At 68.3% G+C, this 22,066-nt stretch carries 19 protein-coding genes; 11 read left to right on the top strand and 8 right to left on the bottom strand.

Annotated features, from left to right (window positions below):
* Positions 1-110: 110 nt before the first annotated feature.
* Together U4Z31_RS24795 and U4Z31_RS24790 are read right to left on the bottom strand one after the other, a co-directional pair.
* The gene (locus U4Z31_RS24795) at positions 111-890 is read right to left on the bottom strand and encodes an SDR family oxidoreductase (protein WP_321811630.1); all 780 of its coding nucleotides are present in this window, start codon (positions 888-890) and stop codon (positions 111-113) included.
* On the bottom strand, positions 890-1,216 hold the full coding sequence (locus U4Z31_RS24790; protein ID WP_044843204.1) for a nuclear transport factor 2 family protein: 327 nt from the start codon (positions 1,214-1,216) through the stop codon (positions 890-892). Before U4Z31_RS24790 ends, U4Z31_RS24795 begins: the two co-directional genes overlap by 1 nt.
* 90 nt (positions 1,217-1,306) lie before the next feature.
* On the opposite strand from U4Z31_RS24790, the gene U4Z31_RS24785 reads away from it, so the two are divergent.
* On the top strand, positions 1,307-1,645 hold the full coding sequence (locus tag U4Z31_RS24785) for a winged helix-turn-helix transcriptional regulator (RefSeq protein WP_044843203.1): 339 nt from the start codon (positions 1,307-1,309) through the stop codon (positions 1,643-1,645).
* 324 nt (positions 1,646-1,969) lie between these two features.
* Here U4Z31_RS24785 and speB read toward each other — a convergent pair whose 3' ends face one another.
* Positions 1,970-2,932 (bottom strand): agmatinase, encoded by a 963-nt coding sequence (gene speB, locus U4Z31_RS24780; RefSeq protein WP_321811638.1) that lies wholly within the window; start codon positions 2,930-2,932, stop codon positions 1,970-1,972.
* Between the two features lie 432 nt (positions 2,933-3,364).
* Between speB and U4Z31_RS24775 the strand changes: the two genes are divergently transcribed.
* From U4Z31_RS24775 to U4Z31_RS24755, 5 genes are all read left to right on the top strand, one after another.
* The gene (locus U4Z31_RS24775; RefSeq protein ID WP_321811629.1) at positions 3,365-4,036 is read left to right on the top strand and encodes a lysoplasmalogenase; all 672 of its coding nucleotides are present in this window, start codon (positions 3,365-3,367) and stop codon (positions 4,034-4,036) included.
* Positions 4,037-4,283: 247 nt separating this feature from the next.
* Positions 4,284-5,876 (top strand): flavin-containing monooxygenase, encoded by a 1,593-nt coding sequence (locus tag U4Z31_RS24770; protein ID WP_044843200.1) that lies wholly within the window; start codon positions 4,284-4,286, stop codon positions 5,874-5,876.
* 21 nt (positions 5,877-5,897) lie between these two features.
* Positions 5,898-6,836 carry an SDR family NAD(P)-dependent oxidoreductase gene (locus U4Z31_RS24765; protein ID WP_321811628.1) on the top strand — a complete coding sequence of 313 codons (939 nt, stop codon included), beginning with the start codon at positions 5,898-5,900 and terminating at the stop codon, positions 6,834-6,836.
* Complete coding sequence (locus tag U4Z31_RS24760; protein ID WP_321811627.1) at positions 6,833-7,738, top strand: metal-dependent hydrolase; 906 nt, start codon at positions 6,833-6,835, stop codon at positions 7,736-7,738. The genes U4Z31_RS24765 and U4Z31_RS24760 overlap by 4 nt, the downstream gene beginning before the upstream one ends.
* A gap of 4 nt (positions 7,739-7,742) precedes the next feature.
* Positions 7,743-8,666 carry an alpha/beta fold hydrolase gene (locus tag U4Z31_RS24755; protein ID WP_321811626.1) on the top strand — a complete coding sequence of 308 codons (924 nt, stop codon included), beginning with the start codon at positions 7,743-7,745 and terminating at the stop codon, positions 8,664-8,666.
* Here U4Z31_RS24755 and U4Z31_RS24750 read toward each other — a convergent pair.
* Positions 8,627-9,181 (bottom strand): putative glycolipid-binding domain-containing protein, encoded by a 555-nt coding sequence (locus U4Z31_RS24750; RefSeq protein ID WP_321811625.1) that lies wholly within the window; start codon positions 9,179-9,181, stop codon positions 8,627-8,629. The two genes, U4Z31_RS24755 and U4Z31_RS24750, sit on opposite strands and share 40 nt — an antisense overlap.
* Positions 9,182-9,423: 242 nt before the next feature.
* On the opposite strand from U4Z31_RS24750, the gene U4Z31_RS24745 reads away from it, so the two are divergent.
* The 4 genes from U4Z31_RS24745 (at position 9,424) to U4Z31_RS24730 (ending at position 16,416) form a co-directional block, all read left to right on the top strand.
* A complete protein-coding gene (locus U4Z31_RS24745; RefSeq protein WP_321811624.1) occupies positions 9,424-10,317 on the top strand; it encodes an urea transporter in 894 nt (297 codons plus the stop codon).
* Positions 10,292-11,068: a class II aldolase/adducin family protein gene (locus U4Z31_RS24740; protein WP_321811623.1), complete on the top strand. Its 777-nt coding sequence runs from the start codon at positions 10,292-10,294 to the stop codon at positions 11,066-11,068. Before U4Z31_RS24745 ends, U4Z31_RS24740 begins: the two co-directional genes overlap by 26 nt.
* Positions 11,069-11,118: 50 nt before the next feature.
* Entirely contained in the window at positions 11,119-11,307 is a 189-nt protein-coding gene (locus U4Z31_RS24735; protein WP_044843193.1) for a 4-oxalocrotonate tautomerase, read from the top strand.
* Positions 11,308-11,574: 267 nt separating this feature from the next.
* Positions 11,575-16,416, top strand: a complete 4,842-nt coding sequence (locus U4Z31_RS24730; RefSeq protein WP_321811622.1) for an NAD-glutamate dehydrogenase — start codon at positions 11,575-11,577, stop codon at positions 16,414-16,416.
* A gap of 15 nt (positions 16,417-16,431) precedes the next feature.
* Here the strand turns inward: U4Z31_RS24730 and U4Z31_RS24725 are convergent, their stop codons facing one another.
* The 4 genes from U4Z31_RS24725 to U4Z31_RS24710 form a co-directional block, all read right to left on the bottom strand.
* On the bottom strand, positions 16,432-17,292 hold the full coding sequence (locus U4Z31_RS24725) for a class I SAM-dependent methyltransferase (RefSeq protein ID WP_321811621.1): 861 nt from the start codon (positions 17,290-17,292) through the stop codon (positions 16,432-16,434).
* Between the two features lie 94 nt (positions 17,293-17,386).
* Positions 17,387-18,220, bottom strand: coding sequence for an arylamine N-acetyltransferase (locus U4Z31_RS24720; protein ID WP_321811620.1), 834 nt, complete (start codon positions 18,218-18,220; stop codon positions 17,387-17,389).
* Positions 18,221-18,337: 117 nt separating this feature from the next.
* Entirely contained in the window at positions 18,338-19,030 is a 693-nt protein-coding gene (locus U4Z31_RS24715; RefSeq protein ID WP_257769710.1) for a hypothetical protein, read from the bottom strand.
* A 377-nt stretch (positions 19,031-19,407) separates the two neighbouring features.
* The gene (locus U4Z31_RS24710) at positions 19,408-20,892 is read right to left on the bottom strand and encodes an amidase (protein ID WP_321811619.1); all 1,485 of its coding nucleotides are present in this window, start codon (positions 20,890-20,892) and stop codon (positions 19,408-19,410) included.
* Between the two features lie 374 nt (positions 20,893-21,266).
* Here U4Z31_RS24710 and U4Z31_RS24705 point away from each other — a divergent pair, with 374 nt between their 5' ends.
* A complete protein-coding gene (locus U4Z31_RS24705; protein WP_044843188.1) occupies positions 21,267-21,701 on the top strand; it encodes a universal stress protein in 435 nt (144 codons plus the stop codon).
* Positions 21,702-22,066 lie beyond the last annotated feature (365 nt).

Below are 22,066 nucleotides of genomic sequence, written 5' to 3'. Positions count from 1 at the left end.
GTTGCGGCGGTCGCGAACAGAAGCCCTGTCTCGCGGAAGAGGCTTGGTCGTGACTGCCAGCCCGTTGGCAAACAGGTTCGGCACCGCGACGGCCGGGCAAGTGGCTCGGATCACACAGTCGGAACAGTTCCTCCGTCGATGACGTATTCAGTGCCGGTGATTGCGCTGGCCCGCGCGGAGACGAGGAAGCCAATGAGTTCCGCAACCTCCCGAGGCGAGCATGGTCGGCCGAGAGGAATGCCACCGAGCGAATCCATGATGATCTTGCGGGCGCCTTCCGTGTCGATACCGCTTTGTCGGGCGATCTCGGCAACGAGACCTGCGGCGGCATCGGTCTCGACCCAGCCCGGGGAGACACGCACGACGCGAATGCCCTTCGGACTGACCTCCTTGGACAAGGCCTTGCTGTAGGTTGACAGCGCGGCCTTGGCGGCGGCATAGGCAATCGTCGCCTCCGGCAACGGCAATTGCCGCTGGATCGACGTGACATGGATGATGACGCCCGAACGCTGCGCGATCATCGAGGGCAACAGCGCGCGATCGATGCGCACTGCCGGGAATAGGTTCAGGCTCAATGCCTTGTTCCATTCAGCGTCATCCAGCACGCTGAAGCCACCGGCCGGTGCAGACGAGCCGCCCACTACGTGCACGACTATATCAACGCCACCCAACCGCTCGAGCACGGCGTCGACGATGGCTTTACAGCCCTCGGCCGTCGCGATGTCCGCCCCGATGAACCGTTCTTCGGCAAGCTCATCGGGACGGGAACGCGCGGTCGTCAGAACCTTCGCACCTGCCTCGCAAAGGCGTCCGACAACGGCCTTGCCGACGCCCTTCGTTCCGCCCGTAACGAGCGCCCGAAGCCCCAGAAGTTCGGATGCGGAGCTCATCAGCGGATTTCCAGCGACGCAATCCTGCCGCCGGCCAGGACGAACGTATAGGTCAGCTCAACCGGGCTACCCGGGAAGGTGCCCGTGAGCCGTGCGCGCATCGTCACGGTGGCGCCGTCCTGCGATACGTCCAGCGGCTCAACGCTGTACTGGTACCTGGTTTTGCTGTCTTTCTTCCAGGCCTGGATGGCCTCCAGCCCCTTGATCGTGCGGCCTTCGTCCCGCACCACGGCATCGGCGGTAAAGCAGTTCGATAGAGGGGCGGTGTCGGTGACGGTTTCCGCGAGCAGATAGGCATCCAGCGGCGGAGGCAGCATCATGTTCATCGGGGCTCACCTCAACGTGAAGGTTTGCATGCCCCGATCATGGCGCTACAGTTACCGCATCGCAAGAACGCACAAAAAAGTAAGTAACCCGTGGCTAACCGAAAAAACTACACCCCCGCGACTGCCGCAAGCGATGTCGAAGCCGCATTCAAGCTGCTGGAAGGCCGCTGGAAACTGGTGATCCTGTTCCACCTATTCGGCGGGCAAGTGAGGCGCTTTTCGGACCTCGAGAGGCTGATCCCCGGCATCACGCAGAAGATGCTTGCCCAGCAGCTACGCAGCCTCGAAGCGGACGGCATCGTAACGCGTACGGTCTATCACCAGGTGCCGCCGAAGGTGGACTACCGCCTGACTGATTGGGGCCAGGCGTTATGCCCCGCACTGGATGCGATCCTGACATGGGCGGAGCGCCGTGAAGACTTTCCGTAGGCCGCGCCGAGCTTGCGTGCTTGAGGCCAGCAGCCTTTCATCCAGAGCTCGAATTTCGCAAGTGGTCGACGTGGTCTCATCCGCGATCGTCTCATGTCGGGCGGGAACCTGACGGTCGTCGATTTCATTTGAGGGGCCGCACCGGGTCGGAAAGCACCATCCACCGAAACGCGCGACAAGCCCTTTTCCTCAGCCCACGGCAAACAATCCACCCACGGCCATCGATCCGTCGAAGTTGCACGCGGCGCATCAAAGAAGACCGGTGGGCGCTCAGCCCGCCGGTCTTCTGCATGACAAGGCCATGCCCGCCGGCCTACCCCCACTTCAACGCCCCGCCACCTTCTTCTGCCGCCACAGACACAGCAGATCGCACGCAACATGCGCAGCGGCGATCGCGGTAATGTCCGCGTGATCATAAGCAGGCGCAACCTCGACCACATCCGCGCCGACCAGATTCACCGCCCCGAGCGCACGCACGACCGCGAGCGCCTGCGCGGACGACAACCCGCCCGCGACCGGCGTCCCCGTGCCGGGCGCGAACGCCGGATCGAGACAGTCGATATCGAACGTCAGGTACGCGGGCCGCGCGCCGACGATGTCGACGATCCGCTCCACAGCCGCGCGCGGACCATGCTCATGCACCCACGCGGCATCGAGCCGCTCGATCCCGAGGAAATCGTCGTTCCACGTGCGGATGCCGACCTGCACCGACGTCGCCGGATCGATCAGCCCTTCCTTCACCGCCTTGTAGAACATCGTGCCGTGATTGAGGCTGTCGGGCTCGTCGTCGGCCCACGTATCGCAGTGCGCATCGAAGTGGATCAGCGACAACGGCTTGCCGTAGCGCTCCGCGTGCGCGACCAGCAGCGGATACGTGATGTAGTGATCGCCGCCGAGCGTCAGCATCTTCGCGCCCGAGCGCAGGATCGTGCGCGCATGCTCGACGATCGCCGGCTTGATCGACAGCGGGTTGTGCGCATCGAACCAGCAATCGCCGTAATCGACGGCCGCGAGATCCTCGAACGGATCGAAGCCCCACGGATACGGCTTGAGCTCCGCGAGCTGCACGCTCGCCGCGCGGATCGCGGCCGGCCCGAGCCGCGCGCCCGAGCGAAAGGTCGTCGCGAGGTCGAGCGGCACGCCGGAAATCGCGACGTCGACGCCGTCGAGCGCGCGCGAATAGTTGCGGCGCATGAACGACAGTACGCCCGCATAGGTGTTTTCGATCGAGGAGCCATATGGCGTCGTGCGACGGATCGCGCCGTCGCCGTGGAGCAGTTCGGTCATGTCGAACCTGTTGGTCATGAGGACCGGCCCCAGCCACTGCATCGGGCGCGCTGGCGGGACTCGGCACGGATTCATTGAAAGCGCGGCGGCATGCCCTCATCGGGCGCGGCCGTCGCGCCGGCCTGCGAACCCTGTAGCGCGGCCGGGCGGAACAACGTCGATACGCGGCGATGATAGCAAGCCGAAACCGCCGTATTGCCCCGGTTCGACCGGGGCAAACGCATCGAAACGATCGGCGCGGCGGCAGGCGCACCGGCGCCGCATGGCCCGATCCCGTGCAGCCGGACCGCCGCACCACCGCCCCCGTCGCCATGCCGCGCCTAGAAGGATTCGCCGGTTTTCGCCCGCGCTTTCTTCCGGATAATGGCCGCAGCCGCGCCCCCGCCGGCGCGCCGTCCACCGCAGACGACAACAACCCCGGAGACACCCGCCTTGATCGCCACGCTTCCCGCCACCTATCGCCGGCTCTGGCCGCTCGCCATCGCCGCCGCGCTGCTGTACGGGCTGTCGCTCGCCGCCGCGCCCTATCCCGGCCAGGCCGCCGCGAAAGCCGCGATGGGCATCCTGCTGCTCGCGGCCGGCAGCAGCTGCGCGGCACCGCGCGAACGCGCGTGGCTGTGCGCGGCGCTCGTCACGGCCGTACTCGGCGACGTGCTGCTCGCGCTGCCCGAGTGGCCGCTGTCGTTCGTCCTCGGCCTCGGCGCGTTCCTGCTCACGCACCTGTGCTACTGCGCGATCTTCGTGCGCTGGCGCGCGCGGCCGCACGGCTGGCGCTTCCTCGCACTGATCGGGCTGTGGATCGCCGCGCCGGCGTTCTATGCAGCGTTCCTTCCGCATCTGGGCGAACTGCTCGTACCCGTCGCCGTCTACATGCTCGTGCTGTGCGCGATGGCGAGCTTCGCGCTCGCGGCCCGCACACGCGGCCCGCTGGTCGCCGTCGGCAGCCTGATCTTCGTCGGCTCCGACACGCTGATCGGCGTCGGACGCTTCCTCGGCGGCTTTCCCGGCATCGACTACCTGATCTGGGGCCTCTACGCGCTCGCGCAGATCACGATCGTCGCCGGGGTTTTCCATGAGACGGCCGCCCACCCGATCCGTCCCTGATAGTGTTTCAAACAGGCCGCCGCGTGTCGGCGGCCTTCGTCTCCCGCCTCTCCAGCCCTGCCGACGGCCGTTTCCGTGCATTCCGCAATGCGGAAACCAGACCGTTCCAAACCCCGCTCAGCCTTTCCCCGCGCGGCTTCCGGCCCTTAGAGCGCCGCTTCTAGCCTCTTGCGGTTTCCGGGTTCACCCACTATCGTTACATCAACCAATGTAACATTAAAAAATGAGCCAAATCGGAGACACCCGGATGAATGCTCGCACGTTGCCTTTCGGCCCGCCCGGCCACGACGGCCCGGACGAAACCACCGACATCGCCATCATCGGCACCGGCTTCGCCGGTCTCGGGATGGCCATTCGCCTGCGGCAGACCGGCGTGACCGACTTCGTCGTGCTCGAGAAGGCCGCGTCGGTCGGCGGCACGTGGCGCGACAATCATTACCCCGGGTGTGCGTGCGACGTGCAATCGCACGTCTATTCGTTCTCGTTCGCGCCGAACCCGCGCTGGACGCGCATGTTCGCGCCGCAGCCGGAGATCCGCGCGTACCTGGAAGACTGCGTGCAGCGCTTCGGCGTCGGCCCGCACCTGCGCCTGAACCACGAGCTGCAGCGTGCCGAATACGACGAGGCCGCGCGACGCTGGCGCCTCACGTTCGCGAACGGCAAGCGGCTGTCGGCACGCGTGCTGGTGTCGGGGATGGGCGGACTGTCGCGCGCCGCGCTGCCTGCGATTCCCGGCGTCGAGACCTTCAAGGGCCGTGCGTTCCATTCGCAGCAGTGGGATCACGACTACGCACTCGAAGGCAAGCGCGTGGCGGTGATCGGCACCGGCGCGAGCGCGATCCAGTTCGTGCCGCAGATCGCGCCGCGCGTGAAGACACTCGCGCTGTTCCAGCGCACGCCGCCGTGGATCATGCCGAAGCCCGACCGCAACCTGAGCGGCTTCGAGAAGTGGCTGTTCCGCACGCTGCCGTTCACGCAGAAGGCGGTGCGCAGCGGCATCTACTGGATGCTCGAATCGCGCGTGCTCGGCTTCGCGATCCATCCGTCGCTGATGAAGAACGTGCAGAAGCTCGCGCTGCGCCATATCCGCAAGCAGGTTCCCGATCCGGAACTGCGCCGTGCGGTCACGCCGGACTACACGCTCGGCTGCAAGCGCGTGCTGATCTCGAACGACTACTACCCGGCGCTGTCGCGCAAGAACGTCGACGTGATCACGACCGGCATCGAGCGCATCGAAGCCGACGCGGTCGTGACGACCGACGGCAAGCGTCATGAAGTCGACTGCCTGATCTACGGCACGGGCTTCCAGGTCGCCGATCCGTATCCGCGCGGCGCGATCATCGGCCGCGGCGGCCTCGACATCGTCGATGCGTGGCGCGACGGCGCGCACGCGTATCTCGGCACGACGCTGCCGGGCTACCCGAACTTCTTCATGATCGTCGGCCCGAACACCGGCCTCGGCCACAACTCGATGGTGTTCATGATCGAGTCGCAGATCGAATACATCCTCGGCGCGCTGAACGCGATGCAGCGCGAACGCGCGGATGCGATCGAGGTGCGCCCGCTCGTCGAGGCGCAGTTCAACAGCGACCTGCAGGGCCGCCTCAAAAAGGCGATCTGGTCGACGGGCGGCTGCAAGAGCTGGTACCTCGACCCGCGCACCGGCAAGAACACGACGCTGTGGCCGGGCTTCACCTGGCGCTTCCGCCAGGCGACCGCGCACTTCTCGATCGCCGATTACCACGCGTATCGCGCGCCGCACCACGACACGAGCGGGCGGCCCGTCGCCGCGCCCGCCGCGTCCGCCGCTTCCGCTTCCACGTCCGCCGAAGCGGCCTGAGCCAGACAAGGAGCCAACGACATGAGAGATTTCGCCAACAAGGTCGCCGCGATCACGGGCGCAGGCTCGGGCATGGGCCGCTCGCTCGCGGTCCAGCTCGCGCAGGCCGGCTGCCACGTGTCGCTCGCCGACAAGAACGGCGTCGGCCTCGCCGAAACCGAGCGGATCGTCCGCGCGATCGCGCCGAACGTGCGCGTGTCGACGCGCGTGCTCGACGTCGGCGACCGCGACGCGATGTTCGCGTGGGCGGACGACACCGCGCAGGAACAGGGCAAGGTCAACCTGATCTTCAACAACGCGGGCGTCGCGCTGTCGAGCACGATCGAAGGGATGGAATACGGCGATCTCGAGTGGATCGTGAACATCAACTTCTGGGGCGTCGTGCATGGCACGAAGGCGTTCCTGCCGCACCTGAAGGCGAGCGGCGACGGTCACGTGATCAACACGTCGAGCATCTTCGGGATCTTCGCGCAGCCGGGCATGAGCGGCTACAACGCGACCAAGTTCGCGGTGCGCGGCTTCACCGAATCGCTGCGCCAGGAACTCGACATGATGAAGTGCGGCGTGTCGGCCACCTGCGTGCATCCGGGCGGCATCCGCACCAACATCGCGCAGTCGAGCCGCGTCGCGAAGAACATGGTCGGCTTCATCGTCGAGAGCGAGCAGCAAGGCAAGGACAGCTTCGAGAAGTTCTTCATCACGACCGCCGACGACGCCGCGCGCACGATCCTCGCCGGCGTGCGCCGCAACAAGCGGCGTGTGCTGATCGGCCGCGACGCGAAGGCCGCGGACTGGATGGCGCGCATCCTGCCGGCCGCGTACCAGGCGCTCGTCGTGCTCACGACGCGCCGCGAGGCCGCGAAGGCTCGCCGCGCGGCCGCCCGCTACGGCACGCCGGCCGCCGCGCCGCTTCACGCCACCTACAACAACGCAGGCAATCAGGGAGGAGAACAATCATGACGACCCCGAACATGATGCCGGTGCGGCGCGACATTCGTTTCGCGCTGCCGCCCGAACGCGCGAAGGACTGGCATGTCCAGGGTGTGCCGGTCACGCACTTCATGAACGCGCTGTCGCTGCTGTTCCCGGCCGGCGAGCGCTTCTTCATGGATTCGGTGCGCCACTACCGCGACCGCATCGAGGATCCGGAGCTGAAGAAGCAGGTGCTCGGCTTCATCGGCCAGGAAGCGATGCACACGCGCGAGCACATCGAGTACAACGACCTGCTGCAGTCGTCCGGCCTGCCCGCGCACAAGCTCGAAAAGCGGCTGTGGACGATCCTCGGCTTCTTCAAGAAGACGTTGCCGCACTCGATGCAGCTCGCGATCACGATCGCGCTCGAACATTACACGGCGATCCTCGCGAACCAGCTGCTGGCGGGCCACGAGCACCGAATCGACGGGTCGGTCGAAGGCTATCAGCAGATGTGGATGTGGCACGCGATGGAGGAAACCGAGCACAAGGCGGTGTCGTACGACGTATGGAACGCCGTGATGAAGCCCGGCCTCGGCAGCTACCTGCTGCGCACGGGCACGATGCTGACGACGACGGTATTGTTCTGGACGATCGTGTTCGACTTCCACGTGCGCCTGATGCGCGCGCACCGTCGCGAACACGGCAGGTTCGGCGGCATGTGGCGGCTCGTGAAGTATCTGTACAGCCCGCGGACCGGCGTGTTCCCGAGCATCGCGCGCGAATGGCTCGACTACTTCCGTCCGGGCTTCCATCCGTGGGACCACGACAACCATCAGTACCTCCAGGGGCTCGACACGCTGCTCGCGAACATCGACGCGACCAATGCGCGTCACGCGGCGCAGGCCGCCCCGCGCCGCGTGCCGCTGCATCCGGTTCCGCAGGCATGACGTCATGGCACGCACGCACGAGATGCTGACCGTCCGCTCCGGCGACGTGAAACTCGCCGTCCATGTCAGCGGCCCGCGCCGCGCGCCGCCGCTGATCCTCGTGCACGGCTATCCCGATTCGTCGGCCGTGTGGGCGCCGGTCCGCGCGCGGCTCGCGAAGCGCTACCGCGTGATCGCTTACGACGTGCGCGGCGCCGGCGCATCCGATGCGCCGCGCCGCCGCGCGGACTACACGCTGGCGCGGCTCGCCGACGACCTGAAGGCCGTCGCCGACGCGACCTGCGGCGCGCGGCCGTTCCATCTGGTCGGCCACGACTGGGGGTCGATCCAGTGCTGGGAGGCCGTGACCGACCCTGCGTTGCGCGGCCGGATCGCGTCGTACACGTCGATCTCCGGCCCGTGCCTCGACCACGTGTTCCGCGCGAAGATGCGGCTCAGGCAGAGCCTGAAATCGTGGTACATCGCGTTCTTCCACCTGCCGGTCGTGCCGTCGCTGGTGTGGCGCCTCGGCGGCGCCGCATTGTGGCCGCGCTGGCTGCAGTTGACCGAACGCGTGCGGCCCGAGCGCGATCCCGCGCAGTTGAAGAACGCGCTGAACGGGTTGCAGCTCTACCGCGCGAATTTCCTCGCGCGGGCGAGCAAGCCGCGCGAGCGGTATGCGCAGGCGCCGGTGCAGATCCTCGTGCCGGTACGCGACCGCTACGTGACGCCGGAGATGTCGGTCGATCTCGAGCGCTGGCTCGGCGAGCACGTGCGCGAGGAAATCGACGGCGGGCACTGGGTCGTGGCGCGCAATCCCGACCTGATCGCGGCGCGGATCGACCGGTTTGCCTCGACGCATGAACGACCGGCGGTCGCGGCAGCACCCGCGGCACCGCGGGCGGCGGTTCAGCGCAACGGCGGCAGGCGCTTGAACAGCGTTTCGTAGTCGATCACGAGCCCGTCGGCGTCGACGTCCATCTCGGCCGTGAAATTCCGGAAGACGCCTTCGTAGCGGTAGCGCCGGCCCGGCTCGATGCACGCGTAAGCCTGCTTGACCGGCGTCACCTTCAGGTCCGGCGTCGAGATGTATGCGACGTCGATCGGTCGCCGCTCGCCGCGAGCGAGGCCGAGGCGGCCGATCGGCAGCGCGTTCGTGAACGGCGTCGCCGCGATGTCGATGTCGACGCAGCCATCCAGCTCCGGCAGCGCGCTGCCTGAACCGTCGCGCCAGTGCCCGGCCCCGTCGCCGTGCAGTTCCAGCGTGCCGCCGCCCATCACTTTGAGCACCGCATACCTGACCCGCCATTGCGGATCGCACTCGACCCGGTATGCAAGTCCGTACGCGCGGCCGTACCGCTGGCCGACCACGGCACTTTCGACGACGATGCCGGCGTCCCCCCGGTCGAACGTCAGGTGTTCGATTCCGTCGCCCTCGAGCGACACCCAGCGCAGTTCACGCATCGTTCCTCCTCGAAAACGCCGACGCGTCAGCATACGCACGAAAAATCCGGCTGCGGCCAAAATTTCGTTTCCCGGCCCGGCAATCCCGCGACAGCGCCATTGTCCCCGGCAGACAAGACGCCGAAACACGCGCCCCGCCCCAACTCAGGGCATGCGCCACAAATCCTGACTATCCAGAATTCCCTATTCCGGTGCACGGCATTGTGTCCTATGCTCGCGGCTCGTCCTGCTCCACCGCCGCCATGCCTACCGCCCGCCCCGCCTCGCCGTCGATCGACCTGCGCATCCTGCTGCGCGGCATCGGGCAGATCGTGCTGCAGGCGCATGCCGTCACCGGCGCGCTGCTGCTCGCCGCGCTGGCGCTGACCGACCTGCGGCTCGCGTCCGCGGCGCTGGTCGGCTCGGCCGCCGCCAGCATGACGGCGGTGCTGACGGGTGCCGAGCGCCGCGACGTCGAACAGGGACTGCACGGCTTCAACGGCGCGCTCGCCGCGCTGATCGCCGTGCTGTTCGCGCCCGCTTCGCCCGCCGCCGTCGCGCTGGTACCGCTGGTCGCGATCGGCGCGGCGCTCGTGCAACGCGCGATGCGTGTGCCGCTCGCCCGCTGGCGCCAGTGCCCGTATTCGAGCCCGTGCCTCGCCGTCACCGCGCTGTGGCTGCCGTTTGTCGCGCCGCAGCATGCGGGCGACGCGACCGCCGGTGCGCCGCTGACGCTGCCTTCCGTCGCCGACGCGCTGCTGTCGGGCGTCGCGCAAACCACCTTTGCGCAAGGCCCGTGGGCCGGCGCGCTGATCGTCGCCGGCCTCGCCGTCGCGTCGCGCCGCGCGGCCGCGTTCGCACTCGGCGGCACGATCGTGTCGACCGTGCTGCTGATCGCGGCCGGCGCGAACGGCGCGTCGTTCGCCGACGGCCTGCTCGGCTTCAACGGCGCGCTCGCCGCACTCGCGCTGATGCCGCGCGGGCCGCGCGCGGCGTTCGCGGCCGCCGCGCTCGCCGCGCTGATCCAGTGGCTCGCGACGCGCGCGGGCTTCCCGGCATTCACCGCCCCGTTCGCGATCGCTGCGTGGATCACGGTGATCGTCGCGCGCCGCTTCACCCTCGGAGAACCCGATGTCGTCATTCGCACACCGTCCTGACACCGTGAAGCCCGGCGGCCCGATCTCGGACGCCGAGCGCCGGTTGCGCGTCGATCTCGCCGCCGCCTATCGCCTCGTCGCGCTGAACGGCTGGGACGACCTGATCTACACGCATCTTTCCGCGACCGTGCCCGGCGAACCCGGGCATTTCCTGATCAACCCGTTCGGCCTCGCGTTCGACGAGGTTCGCGCATCGAATCTCGTGAAGATCGACCTGGCCGGCAACCGGATCGGCGAGAGCGAATACGCAGTCAACGTGACCGGTTTTGCGCTGCACGCGGCCGTGCACGCCGCGCGGCCGGACGCCGTCTGCGTGATGCACCTGCACAATACGGCCGGCATCGCCGTGTCGATCCAGCGCGACGGGCTGCTGCCCGCGTCGCAGCACGCGCTGCGGTTTCACGGCGACCTCGCGTACCACGACTACGAGGCGCTCGCGTTCTCGCCGGCCGAAGGCGCGCGGCTGACCGCCAGCCTCGGCGCGAAATCCGCGATGCTGCTGCGCAACCATGGCACGCTGACGGTCGGCCGGACCGTCGCCGAGGCATATGTGCTGATGGATACGCTGATCAAGGCCTGCGACATCCAGGTGCGCGCGCAGGCAGGCGGCGGGACGCTCGTGCTGCCCGAGCCGGCCGTCGCCGAGCGCACCGCCGCGCAGTTGCGCGACGGCGGCGCGATCGAGGGCGAACTGGAATGGCCGGCGCTGCTGCGCCGCCTCGACCGGATCGATCCGTCGTATCGCGACTGACGCCGCTCGCGTCCCGACTTCCCTACTCCCAACCATCGGAGCATCCAGTCATGCCGACTTTCAATATCCAGTTGTTCGAAGGCCGCACGGTCGAGCAGAAGCGCGCATTCGTCGAAGCGATCACGCGCGTCACGTGCGAGACGCTCGGCTGCGACCCGGGCTCGGTCGACATCATCCTCGCCGACGTGAAGAAGGAGAACTGGGCGACGGGCGGCAAGCTGTGGAGCGACGAACGCTGACACCGCTGCGTTCAGCGGTGGCGGAACCTGCCTGGCGACAGGCGTTCGAGTTGCGGTGACATCCGGACGAATGCACCGCACGATGCGGCTCGACGTGAAGCCGCCGGACCTCGCCTGACTCGCCCGCGCGACGCCAGCTTCCGGCGTCGCACGCGGCCTTCGTTCCCTGAGCCGCGTTGTGCGCCCGCACATCGCGTTGTCACGCAATCGGCGCATATAATGCGGCACAGACGCAGCAGCCAATGGCCACCCGACCAGGAGACCGCCATGGAAGCGAAGAACGAAGAAGTCGTCGCACACCTGCTCTCCGATGTCGTCGAATTCGCGCGCGGACGCCTGCCCGAAGCCACGTTCCGGATCGTCGAACCGTTCCTGCGTCATTACTACGATTTCGTCGACGCCGATGATCTGCAGAATCGCGGCATCGCCGACCTCTACGGCGCCGCGATGGCGCACTGGCAGACCGCCCAGAAATTCGTGCCCGGCAGCGAGCGGCTGCGCGTGTACAACCCGATCCTCGAACAGCACGGCTGGCACTCCGACCACACGGTGATCGAGATCGTCAACGACGACATGCCGTTCCTCGTCGACTCGGTGACGATGGCCGTCAACCGCCTCGGGCTCGCGCTGCACTCGGCGCTGCACCCGGTGTTCCGCATCTGGCGCGGCGGCGACGGCGCGATCGAGCGCGTCGACGCCGGCGGCGCGACGGCCGGCGACGGCCAGTCGCAGCTCGCGTCGTTCATCCACTTCGAAGTCGATCGCTGCGGCGACGCCGCGCTGCTCAACACGCTGCGCAACGACATCGCGCGCGTGCTCGGCGACGTGCGCGCATCGGTCGAGGACTGGCCGAAGATCGTCGACATCGCGCGCGCGACGATCAAGGACATGAAGGCCCGCGAATCCACCGCGGAAGACCTCGAGGCGCGCGCGTTCCTCGAATGGATGGTCGCCGACCACTTCACCTTCCTCGGCCAGCGCGACTACGCGCTCGTGTCGGACGGCACGGGTTTCGGCCTGCGCGGCGTCGAAGGCTCCGGCTGCGGCCTGCTGCGCGAATCGCTGCGCGCGCCCGGCGCGCCGGACGTGACGCCGCTGCCGCCGGCCGCCGCCGAGATCATCACCGGCCCCTGGCCGATCTTCCTGACGAAAGCGAACTCGCGCGCGACCGTGCACCGGCCCGGCTATCTCGACTACGTCGGCGTGAAACTGGTCGGCGCCGACGGCAAGGTGACCGGCGAACGGCGCTTCATCGGACTCTACACGTCGACGTCCTATTTCGGTTCGTACACCGAGATACCGATCGTGCGCCGCAAATGCGCGAACATCGTGCGGCGCGCGGGCTTCCTGCCGAAGGGGCATCTCGGCAAGTCGCTGGTGACGGTGCTCGAAACCTATCCGCGCGACGAACTGTTCCAGGCCGACGAAGACCAGCTCTACGACATTGCGCTCGGCATCCTGCGCCTGCAGGAACACCAGCGCACGCGCCTGTTCGTACGGCGCGACCGCTTCGACCGCTTCGTGTCGTGCCTCGCGTTCGTGCCGCGCGACAAGTACAACACCGACCTGCGCCGCCGCATCGCGAAGCTGCTCGTCGATGCGTACAACGGCGTGAACGTCGAGTTCACGCCGCTGCTGTCGGAATCGGCGATCGCGCGGATTCATTTCGTCGTCCATGCGGAACCGGGCACGATGCCCGACGTCGACACGCGCGAACTCGAAACGCGGCTCGTGCAGGTGGCACGCCGCTGGCAGGACGATCTCGCCGACGCGCTGCTCGACGCGTTCGGCGAAGAACAAGGCAACCGCCTGCTGCAGCACTATGCGGACTCGTTCCCGGCCGGCTATCGCGACGACTATCCGGCGCGCACGGCCGTGCGCGACATCGAGCTGATCGAGCGCGTGAAGGCGTCGGGCCAGCTGGCGATGAACCTGTACCGCCCGATCGAGGCCGACGCGCGCGCGTTCCGCTTCAAGGTGTATCGCGCGGGCGACCCGATCGCGCTGTCGCGCAGCCTGCCGATGCTCGAGCATCTCGGCGTGCGCGTCGACGAGGAGCGGCCGTACCGGATCCAGACGCAGGATGCCGCGCCCGCCTGGGTGCACGACTTCGGCCTCGAACTCGCCGACGATACCGAGTTCGACATCGAACGCGTGAAGGGCCTGTTCGAGGATGCGTTCGACCGGATCTGGAGCGGCCGGATCGAGAACGACGACTTCAACCGCCTCGTGCTGCGCGCGCACCTGAGCGCGCGCGAAGTCACGATCCTGCGCGCATATGCGAAATACCTGCGGCAGGTCGGCTCGACGTTCAGCGACGCCTATATCGAGCGCGCGCTGACCGGCAACCCGGCGATCGCACGGCAGCTCGTCGAGCTGTTCCTGGTGCGCTTCGACCCGGCCACGGGCGGCACGCGCGACGTGCAGGCCGAACGCCTGCTGAAGGCGATCGAGACGGCGCTCGACCAGGTGCCGAACCTCGACGAGGACCGGATCCTGCGCCAGTTTCTCGGCGTGATCAACGCGACCGAGCGCACCAACTATTTCCTGCACGACGCGAACGGCGAATCGAAGCCGTACCTGTCGTTCAAGTTCAATCCGGCGAAGGTGCCCGGCCTGCCCGAGCCGAAGCCGATGTTCGAGATCTGGGTGTACTCGCCGCGCGTCGAGGGCGTGCACCTGCGCGGCGGGCGCGTCGCGCGCGGCGGGCTGCGCTGGTCCGACCGTCGCGAGGATTTCCGCACCGAGGTGCTCGGGCTGATGAAGGCGCAGATGGTGAAGAACGTCGTGATCGTGCCGGTCGGCTCGAAAGGCGGCTTCGTCGTGAAGAACCCGCCGCCGCCGAGCGATCGCGAAGCATGGATGCGCGAAGGCATCGCGTGCTACCAGACCTTCCTGCGCGGCCTGCTCGACCTGACCGACAATCTCGCCGGCAACGCGATCGTGCCGCCGCCCGACGTGGTGCGCCACGACGCCGACGATCCGTATCTCGTCGTCGCGGCCGACAAGGGCACGGCCACCTTCTCCGACTACGCGAACGCGATCTCGCACGAATACGGTTTCTGGCTCGACGACGCGTTCGCGTCCGGCGGCTCGGTCGGCTACGACCACAAGAAGATGGCGATCACCGCGCGCGGCGCGTGGGAATCGGTGAAGCGGCACTTCCGCGAGATGGGCATCGATACGCAGACGACCGACTTCACGGTGGTCGGCGTCGGCGACATGTCGGGCGACGTGTTCGGCAACGGGATGCTGCTGTCGCCGCATATCCGGCTCGTCGCGGCGTTCGATCATCGCCACGTGTTCCTCGACCCGAACCCCGACCCGGCGACGAGCTTCGCGGAGCGCCAGCGGATGTTCGCGCTCGAACGCTCGAGCTGGGCCGACTACGACACGTCCGTGATCTCGGCGGGCGGCGGCGTCTACCCGCGCACCGCGAAGACGATCCCGCTGTCGCCGGCCGTGCAGGCCGCGCTCGGCATCGACGCGCAGGCGCTGCCGCCGACCGAGCTGATCCGCGCGATCCTGCAGGCGCCGGTCGACCTGCTGTATAACGGCGGCATCGGCACCTACGTGAAGGCCGCGCGCGAAACCCACCAGCAGGTCGGCGATCGCGCGAACGACGCGGTACGCGTGAACGGCGCGGACCTGCGCTGCAAGGTCGTCGGCGAAGGCGGCAACCTCGGCTGCACGCAGTTCGGCCGCATCGAGTTCGCGCAGCGCGGCGGGCGCATCAACACTGACGCGATCGACAACTCGGCCGGCGTCGATTGTTCGGATCACGAAGTCAACATCAAGATCCTGCTCGGGCTCGTCGTCGGCGACGGCGAGATGACCGAGAAGCAGCGCAATGCCCTGCTCGCGGAAATGACCGACGAAGTCGGGCTGCTCGTGCTGCGCGACAACTACTACCAGACGCAGGCGCTGTCGATCGCGGGCCGCTACGGCGTCGAGCTGCTCGACGCCGAGGCGCGCCTGATGCGCTGGCTCGAACGCGCGGGCCGCCTGAACCGCGTGATCGAATTCCTGCCGACCGACGACGAGATCGCCGAACGGCAGGCCGCGAAACAGGGCCTCACGTCGCCGGAGCGCGCGGTGCTGCTCGCGTACAGCAAGATGTGGCTGTACGACGCGCTGCTCGAATCCGACGTGCCCGAGGATCCGCTCGTCGCCGCGATGCTCGTCGACTATTTCCCGAAGCCGCTGCAACAGCGCTTCAGCGAACCGATGCAGCGCCACCCGCTGCGCCGCGAGATTCTCGCGACGCACCTGACCAACGCGCTCGTCAACCGGGTCGGCTGCGCGTTCGTGCACCGGCTGATGGAGGAAACCGACGCGAAGCCGGGCGACATCGTACGCGCCTGCATCATGGCGCGCGACGTGTTCGATCTCGATGCGGTGTGGCGCGACATCGACGCGCTCGACAACCGCGTCGCCGACGACGTGCAGGCGCGCATGTTCGTCGACGTCGCGCGGCTGCTGGAGCGCGCGGCGCTGTGGTTCCTGCGGCAGCTGCAGTCGGGCACGGTGGCCGACGGCGGCGTCGCCGGCCTGATCGCGCGGTGCCGCGACGCGGTGCAGCGCATCGCGCCGCAATTGCCGTCGTTGCTGCCAACCGCCGATCTGGAGGCGCTGTCCGAGCGGCAGCGCGCGCTGGTCGAAGCCGGCGTCGAGAGCGCGCTCGCGGTACGCGTCGCGAGCGGCGACATCTCGGCCGCGCTGCTCGACATCGCCGAAGTGGCCGCGACCTGCGATCGCAGCCTCGAGCTGGTCGCGGGCGTCTACTTCTCGCTCGGCACGCTGTTGAACTACGGGTGGATCGGCGAACGCGCGGCCTCGCTGCCGACCCCGACTCACTGGGACATGCTGGCGCGCGCGGCCGCGCTCGCGGAAGTCGCGCGGCTCAAGCGCACGCTCGCCACCAGCGCGCTCGCGGAGTCGGCCGACTCGACGGCGCCCGAGACGATCGTCCACGCGTGGCGCGAACGCCGCGAAGCCGCGCTGCAGCGCTACGAGCACCTGCTCGCCGACCTGCGCGCGTCGGGCGGCGCAAGCCTCGCGGTGCTGCTCGTGATCGTGCGCGAGATGGCCGTGCTCGAACGCGCGTGATGGAAGGTCGCGACGTCACACCGTCGCGACCAGCAGTTCTTCCGCGTTGTCCGGCGGGCGCAGGCCGTCGGTCCGATCGGCGAAGTAGCGGCGCGTGAGTTCCGCGGCCGACACATGCTCGGCCCGCGCGAAGCCGGCCCCGGTCGCGAGCGCGCGGATCTCCGCCGGCATGAAGAAGCTGATGAACGGCGTGCCGCTCGCGCGCGCGCCCTTCGCGGCCATTTCGAGCGCCGGGCGCACGTCCGGATCGGCATGCTCGAGCGGCAGCAGGAACGTCATCGCGAACGTCGAGCCCGGCGCGAGCGACGCGACTTCGCGCAGCGCCGCCGCGTTCGCGTCGCGCGTCAGGTACATGCTGACGCCGGTGGACACGACGACCGCCGGCTTGCCTGCATCGAAGCCCGCGCGCACGAGCGCGTCGCGCCACGACTGCTTCGCTTCGAAATCGACCGGCACGAACCGCAGCCAGTCCGGCACGCCGAAGCCGAGCTCGGTCAGCCGGCGGCGCTTCCACGCCTGCGGCGCGGGCGGATCGACCTCGAAGACGGTCAGGCGCGACGCCATCTCGGGCCGGCGCTGCGCGAAGCTGTCGAGGCCCGCGCCGAGGATCACGTACTGGTTCACGCCCCGCGCGGCCTGCTCGACGACGAGATCCTCGATGAAGCGCGCCCGCGCGACGATCGACGCGCGAAACGGCCGCGTGAATTGCGGATCCATGTCGCCGCGCTGCTGCCAGCCGGGCGCCGGCGCGAGCAGGCGCAGTCCGACTTCGTCGGCGAACACGTGCGGCGGCGCATCGAGCTCGACGTGCAGCGCGCGCCACAGCGCGACGCGCGCGGCGGTGCTGTCAGGGGCGTCCGGATGAAGGTCGGTCATCGTCTCGTCCTCATGCGCGCGGCTGGCGCGGCGCCTGCAGGCGCCACGCACGGCCGGCCGGATTGCGTACGCTCATGTCGCGGCCCGCGACGCATTACATCGGGTTCGCCCGCGCCGCCACCCGCGCGAACAACGCGTCGAGGTCGAAGCCGGTCGTATCGATGCCGATCGTGTCGCGCAGGCACGCGCCCCACGCGGCCGCGTCGTCGAACGTGACGGTGCGCCCCGCGCCCGCCGCGTCGCGCAGCGTCAGCACGGTGTTGAACAGCGCCGCGCGGCCGTCCGGCAGCACGCGGCAGGCGATCAGGTCGTTGACGAAGATCGACTCGGGATAGGTCGACGTGAACCAGTTCGCGGCGTCGTAATCGATCCACTCGGCCGGCTTCAGCGAAAAGCGGTAGGTCGTCTGCCAGCCGTCGGGGATCTGGAACTGCATGTCGAATTCGCCGTCGACCGGCGCGTCGACGACGCGAAACGCCCCATGCGGCGTCAGCTGCCGCTCGCCCGGCACGAAGCGCAGCGGCGCGGTGAGCGTCGCGCTGCCGAAGCCGATGTCGGCGAGCCACGCCGCGCCGTCGAGATCGATGCGCAGCAGCATGTGGGTCTGCGCGGTGACGAGCTCGGGCGGCCGCATCCAGCGCACGCGCGCGATCAGCGGCGTCACGCGAAAGCCGATCGTCGTGAGCGCGGTGTAGAAGAGCTTGTTGAGTTCGAAGCAGTAGCCGCCGCGGCGGCGCCCGATCACCTTGTCGACGATCGCGGGCAGGTCGAGCGCGACGCGCGCGCCGGTCAGCGGATTGAGATTTTCGAACGGAATGGCCTGCGGCTGCAGCAGGTGCAGCCGTCGCAGCACGTCGAGCGTCGGCTCGGCCGGGCCGTCGTAGCCGATGCGGGCGAAGTAGCGCGAGAGGTCGAACGAGTCAGTCATGAACCGGCACCGGTAACGGGGAACACGCCACGATAGCATCGAGCGATATCCACATGTTGCGCGGGGCCATCCCGGATCGCCGCGCGCGCTGCCAGCTCCGTAGCGGGTGCGGCCGCGTTACGGCAGCAGCTTCAGCGCGGACGACGCGACCGACGGCACCGTAATGCCCTGGCTCGTCGCGAACTGCACAGCCTGGCTGAGCGTCGACGCGAGCGACTGCAACTGGCCCGGCGCGCTTTGCGCGATATACGACGCGGCCTGCATGTTCTGCGGATTCAGGCCCGACTGCAGCAGCGATGCCGCGCTGGTCGAACCGAGATTACCGAGCCCCGACTGCAGTTGCGAGTACTGCGTCAGGCCCTGGCCGAGCGACGCCAGGCCGTTGCTGAACGCCTGCTTGTCGATCGGGCCGTGCGACGCCCCGCCGCTCGCGAACGCCTGGCCGAGCGCCTGCGACACCGACTGCTGCGCGCCGCCCATCTGCGACAACGCGGCCGGCGTCAGCGCATTGCCGCCGCCGAGCAGGCCGGCGGCCTGCTGTGCCTGACCGGCCGCGCCGGTGAGCCCCATCGCCGACGCGAGCGACGACTGCCCGACCAGCACCTGCTGGTTCGCGCCGACGTACGCCTGCATCAGCTGCGCGACGCCGCCCTGCGCGGGTGCGGCCTGCTGTTGCCCGCCGCCGAGCAGCGCCGAGCCGATCGACTGGAGGTCGAGTTGTGCATGGGCGGTGCCGTTCACGCCGAGCATGATGCCGAAGGCGATGCCCGCCGATGCCAGGTGCTTGCCCGTCGCGCGAATGTGCTTCATGTGTTTCCCTCGTGCCCGAATTTGTTTGAGGCCGATATTGTCGAAGCGCGCCGCGCGCCGCCGCAACGACTGAAACACATCGATACGAAATCGCCCGGCACGACCGTCGCCCGGCGCGCGGATTCCTCCGGATTTGCCGCGCGATATCGGGCTGGCGCCGCGATTCGTTCCTGCACCGCGGCAATCCCGGCGACGCCCGGTATGCGCCGGCGCTGCGCCGGTGTCGGCCGGCACCGTTGTGCGACAGCGTGATGCCCGGCGCACAAATGGCAGGATTAGCCGGCGCGTTTCGAGGTGTGGAAACGAACCGGGCGGCACGCGGCCGCCCGGTTCGTCACTTGGGTTCGGCGCGTGTCACCGGCCCGCCGGCCGTCGCATTACGCAGCCATCCAGCCCGGCAGCCGCCGGCCGACCCAGTCGGCCGCCTGCTCGTAGCCGCGCGCGAGCTGCAGCACGGCGAGATCCGCGCGCGGCCGGCCGATCAGCTGCATCCCCATCGGCAGCCCCGCGTCGTTGAAGCCCACCGGCACGCTGATTACCGGGCAGCCGGCCAGCGTCCACGGCACGACCGTTTCCATCCAGCGGTGATAGGTATCCATCGCGCGGCCCGCGATTTCCTGCGGCCAGCGCTGCTCGACGTCGAACGGAAACACCTGCGCGGTCGGCGCGGCGATGAAGTCGTAGCGATCGAAGAAGCCCAGCACGGCCTGGTGCCACGCGGTGCGCTCGACGCTCGCGTCGAACACCTCGGCCCCCTGCATCGCGAGCAGCCCTTCGACCTCGTAGATCGCCTCGGGCTTCAGCAGCGCACGCCGTGCCGGGTCGCGATAGTGCGCGAGCAGCCCGCCGCCGGACAGCAGGTGCCGATGCGCGAGCCACAGCCGCCAGAGGCGCTCCGGTGCGAACGCCGGCAGCGCGGCATCGACGTCGCAGCCGATCTCACGCAGCGTCGCGAGGCCCTGTTCGCACTGCGCGAGCACGCCCGGCTCGGTCGCGAGATAGCCGTTCCAGTCGCCGACCCACGCGATGCGCTTGCCGCGCAGGTCCGTGTCGAGCGGCTTCGCGAACACGGCCGGATCTTCCGCGAGCGACAGCGGATCGTTCGGGTCGTAGCCGGCCTGGATCGCGAGCAGCTGCGCGACGTCGCCGACCGTGCGGCCCATCGGCCCTTCGATGCCGAGTTGCTGCATGAACACGTCGACGCCCGGCCAGCGCGGTACGCGGCCCTGCGACGGACGGAACCCGTAGATGTTGCAGAACGCGGCCGGATTGCGCAGCGAGCCGCCGAAGTCGCTGCCGTCCGCGACCGGCAGCATGCGCGCGGCCAGCGCCGCCGCCGTGCCGCCGCTGCTGCCGCCCGCGCTCTTCGTCAGGTCGTACGGATTGCGCGTCGCGCCGTGGATTTCGTTGAACGTATGCGAGCCGAGGCCGAACTCCGGCGTGTTGGTCTTGCCGATGAAGATCGCGCCCGCCGCGCGCATCCGGCCGACGCCGACCGAATCGGCCTGCGGCACGTGATCGCGGAAGATCGGCGAGCCGTAGGTCGTGCGCAGCCCTTTCGTCATCGCGAGATCCTTCGGCGCCTGCGGCATTCCGTGCAGCCAGCCGTGGTACTCGCCGCGGGCAAGTGCCGCGTCCTTTTCCGCCGCTTCGGCGAGCAGCGTGGCGCGATCGCGCAGCGAAATCAACGCGTTCACCGCGCCGTTCACGCGCTCGATGTGATCGAGATACGCACGCATCGTCTCGACGCACGAGACCGCCTTGCCGCGGATCGCCGACGCGAGTTCGCCGGCCGACAGGCGCACGATCGGGTCGACGGTGATGGAAGCGGGTGCGAGAAGCTGCGGGGCGCCATGCGGCATGCGAGGTCTCCTGGAATCGGAATGGAATGGCGGGCCGCGGCGTGGCGGCGGTCCGTCCCGAACGGCCGGGATGGCGCCGGAGCCGGGAGAAGGCCGCGCCGCGGCCGACGCTCTACTCTACGCGACGCCGGATCGCCGACCTCCGATATTTTCCGCCGCGATTCATTGAGGATCCGACTAAATCGGCGCGGCCCGCCCCGCGCCGCCGCCCGGCCGGTCGGTGAAAACGTTTATGCGCATAAACTTAAATTTCTTATATTTCTAATAGGCGCGGCGGACGTTGACGACATTTTTACGCGGCCGCCCGATCTCTTTAGGTCGGGCGATCCGGCGCCGCGCTACGCTGCAAACATCTCAATTCCGGAGCATCTTCCATGCTCAAGCTGCTGGTTCCGGTCGGTCATTCGCCGCGTTCGCTGCAGGCGGTCCGCCATGCGACCTTCCTGTATCGCGAACGCTGCGCGTCGGAAATCGTGCTGATCAACGTCCAGCCGCCGCTCGAAGCGACGCGGCTCGAGGCATTTCACTCGCTGTCGCGACTGCGTTCGATCGAGGACCAGTTCGCGTGCGACGATCTGGCGACGGCCGAACGGGTGCTGCGGGAAGCCGGCGTCCGATACAGCGTCGTGAAGAAGGTCGGGCCGGTGGCCGACACGATCGCGGCCGTTGCGGCCGAGACGGGCTGCGACGAAATCGTCGTGGTCGCGCCGCGGCACGATCCGTTTCATCAGATGCTGTCGATGTTCGGTCGCAGCATGATGGGCCGCCTCGTGCGGATTTCGAACGTGCCGGTGACGGCGGTCAGATAAGCGGCACGCGATGCGGCGCTCGCCGCTTACTTGATGACCTTGCGCCAGAACACGAGATAGGTCGCGGCTGACGATGCAACCAGCAGAATCGCCCACATCGGCGCGAGACTGATCAGGACGGACGATACGTTAAGCATTTGGATTCCTCACTAATTCGATAGCGATGTTCAATACGTACCCGCTGCATTCGGAGCCGCGGCGCCCATCGCCTGCCGCGCATCGCGTTCCGTTGAAACATGTATTCATGCTATCGCCCTGACCGTCGGCACGACCGTCTCGCCCTGCCCGCCGTCTGACATTCGTCAAACTCGCGTCAATCGCGCGGCGATGCGGGCGGCCAACGTGCCTTTTCGTCGTCCGCACGG

The sequence above is a fragment of the Burkholderia sp. BCC1985 genome, from assembly GCF_905339915.1.
Taxonomy (GTDB): Bacteria; Pseudomonadota; Gammaproteobacteria; order Burkholderiales; family Burkholderiaceae; genus Burkholderia.
The sequence above is the reverse complement of the archived record's forward strand: the minus strand, read 5'-3'. Positions and strand labels throughout refer to the sequence as shown.

Coding starts and splice junctions, on each gene's coding strand:
- U4Z31_RS24760 (WP_321811627.1), top strand. CDS start 6,833: ATGACGACCCCGAACATGATGCCGGTGCGGCGCGACATTCGTTTCGCG.
- U4Z31_RS24715 (WP_257769710.1), bottom strand. CDS start 19,030: ATGAAGCACATTCGCGCGACGGGCAAGCACCTGGCATCGGCGGGCATC.
- speB (WP_321811638.1), bottom strand. CDS start 2,932: ATGACCGAACTGCTCCACGGCGACGGCGCGATCCGTCGCACGACGCCA.
- U4Z31_RS24745 (WP_321811624.1), top strand. CDS start 9,424: ATGCCTACCGCCCGCCCCGCCTCGCCGTCGATCGACCTGCGCATCCTG.
- U4Z31_RS24750 (WP_321811625.1), bottom strand. CDS start 9,181: ATGCGTGAACTGCGCTGGGTGTCGCTCGAGGGCGACGGAATCGAACAC.
- U4Z31_RS24790 (WP_044843204.1), bottom strand. CDS start 1,216: ATGAACATGATGCTGCCTCCGCCGCTGGATGCCTATCTGCTCGCGGAA.
- U4Z31_RS24725 (WP_321811621.1), bottom strand. CDS start 17,292: ATGACCGACCTTCATCCGGACGCCCCTGACAGCACCGCCGCGCGCGTC.
- U4Z31_RS24705 (WP_044843188.1), top strand. CDS start 21,267: ATGCTCAAGCTGCTGGTTCCGGTCGGTCATTCGCCGCGTTCGCTGCAG.
- U4Z31_RS24730 (WP_321811622.1), top strand. CDS start 11,575: ATGGAAGCGAAGAACGAAGAAGTCGTCGCACACCTGCTCTCCGATGTC.
- U4Z31_RS24740 (WP_321811623.1), top strand. CDS start 10,292: ATGTCGTCATTCGCACACCGTCCTGACACCGTGAAGCCCGGCGGCCCG.
- U4Z31_RS24720 (WP_321811620.1), bottom strand. CDS start 18,220: ATGACTGACTCGTTCGACCTCTCGCGCTACTTCGCCCGCATCGGCTAC.
- U4Z31_RS24735 (WP_044843193.1), top strand. CDS start 11,119: ATGCCGACTTTCAATATCCAGTTGTTCGAAGGCCGCACGGTCGAGCAG.
- U4Z31_RS24770 (WP_044843200.1), top strand. CDS start 4,284: ATGAATGCTCGCACGTTGCCTTTCGGCCCGCCCGGCCACGACGGCCCG.
- U4Z31_RS24755 (WP_321811626.1), top strand. CDS start 7,743: ATGGCACGCACGCACGAGATGCTGACCGTCCGCTCCGGCGACGTGAAA.
- U4Z31_RS24710 (WP_321811619.1), bottom strand. CDS start 20,892: ATGCCGCATGGCGCCCCGCAGCTTCTCGCACCCGCTTCCATCACCGTC.
- U4Z31_RS24765 (WP_321811628.1), top strand. CDS start 5,898: ATGAGAGATTTCGCCAACAAGGTCGCCGCGATCACGGGCGCAGGCTCG.
- U4Z31_RS24795 (WP_321811630.1), bottom strand. CDS start 890: ATGAGCTCCGCATCCGAACTTCTGGGGCTTCGGGCGCTCGTTACGGGC.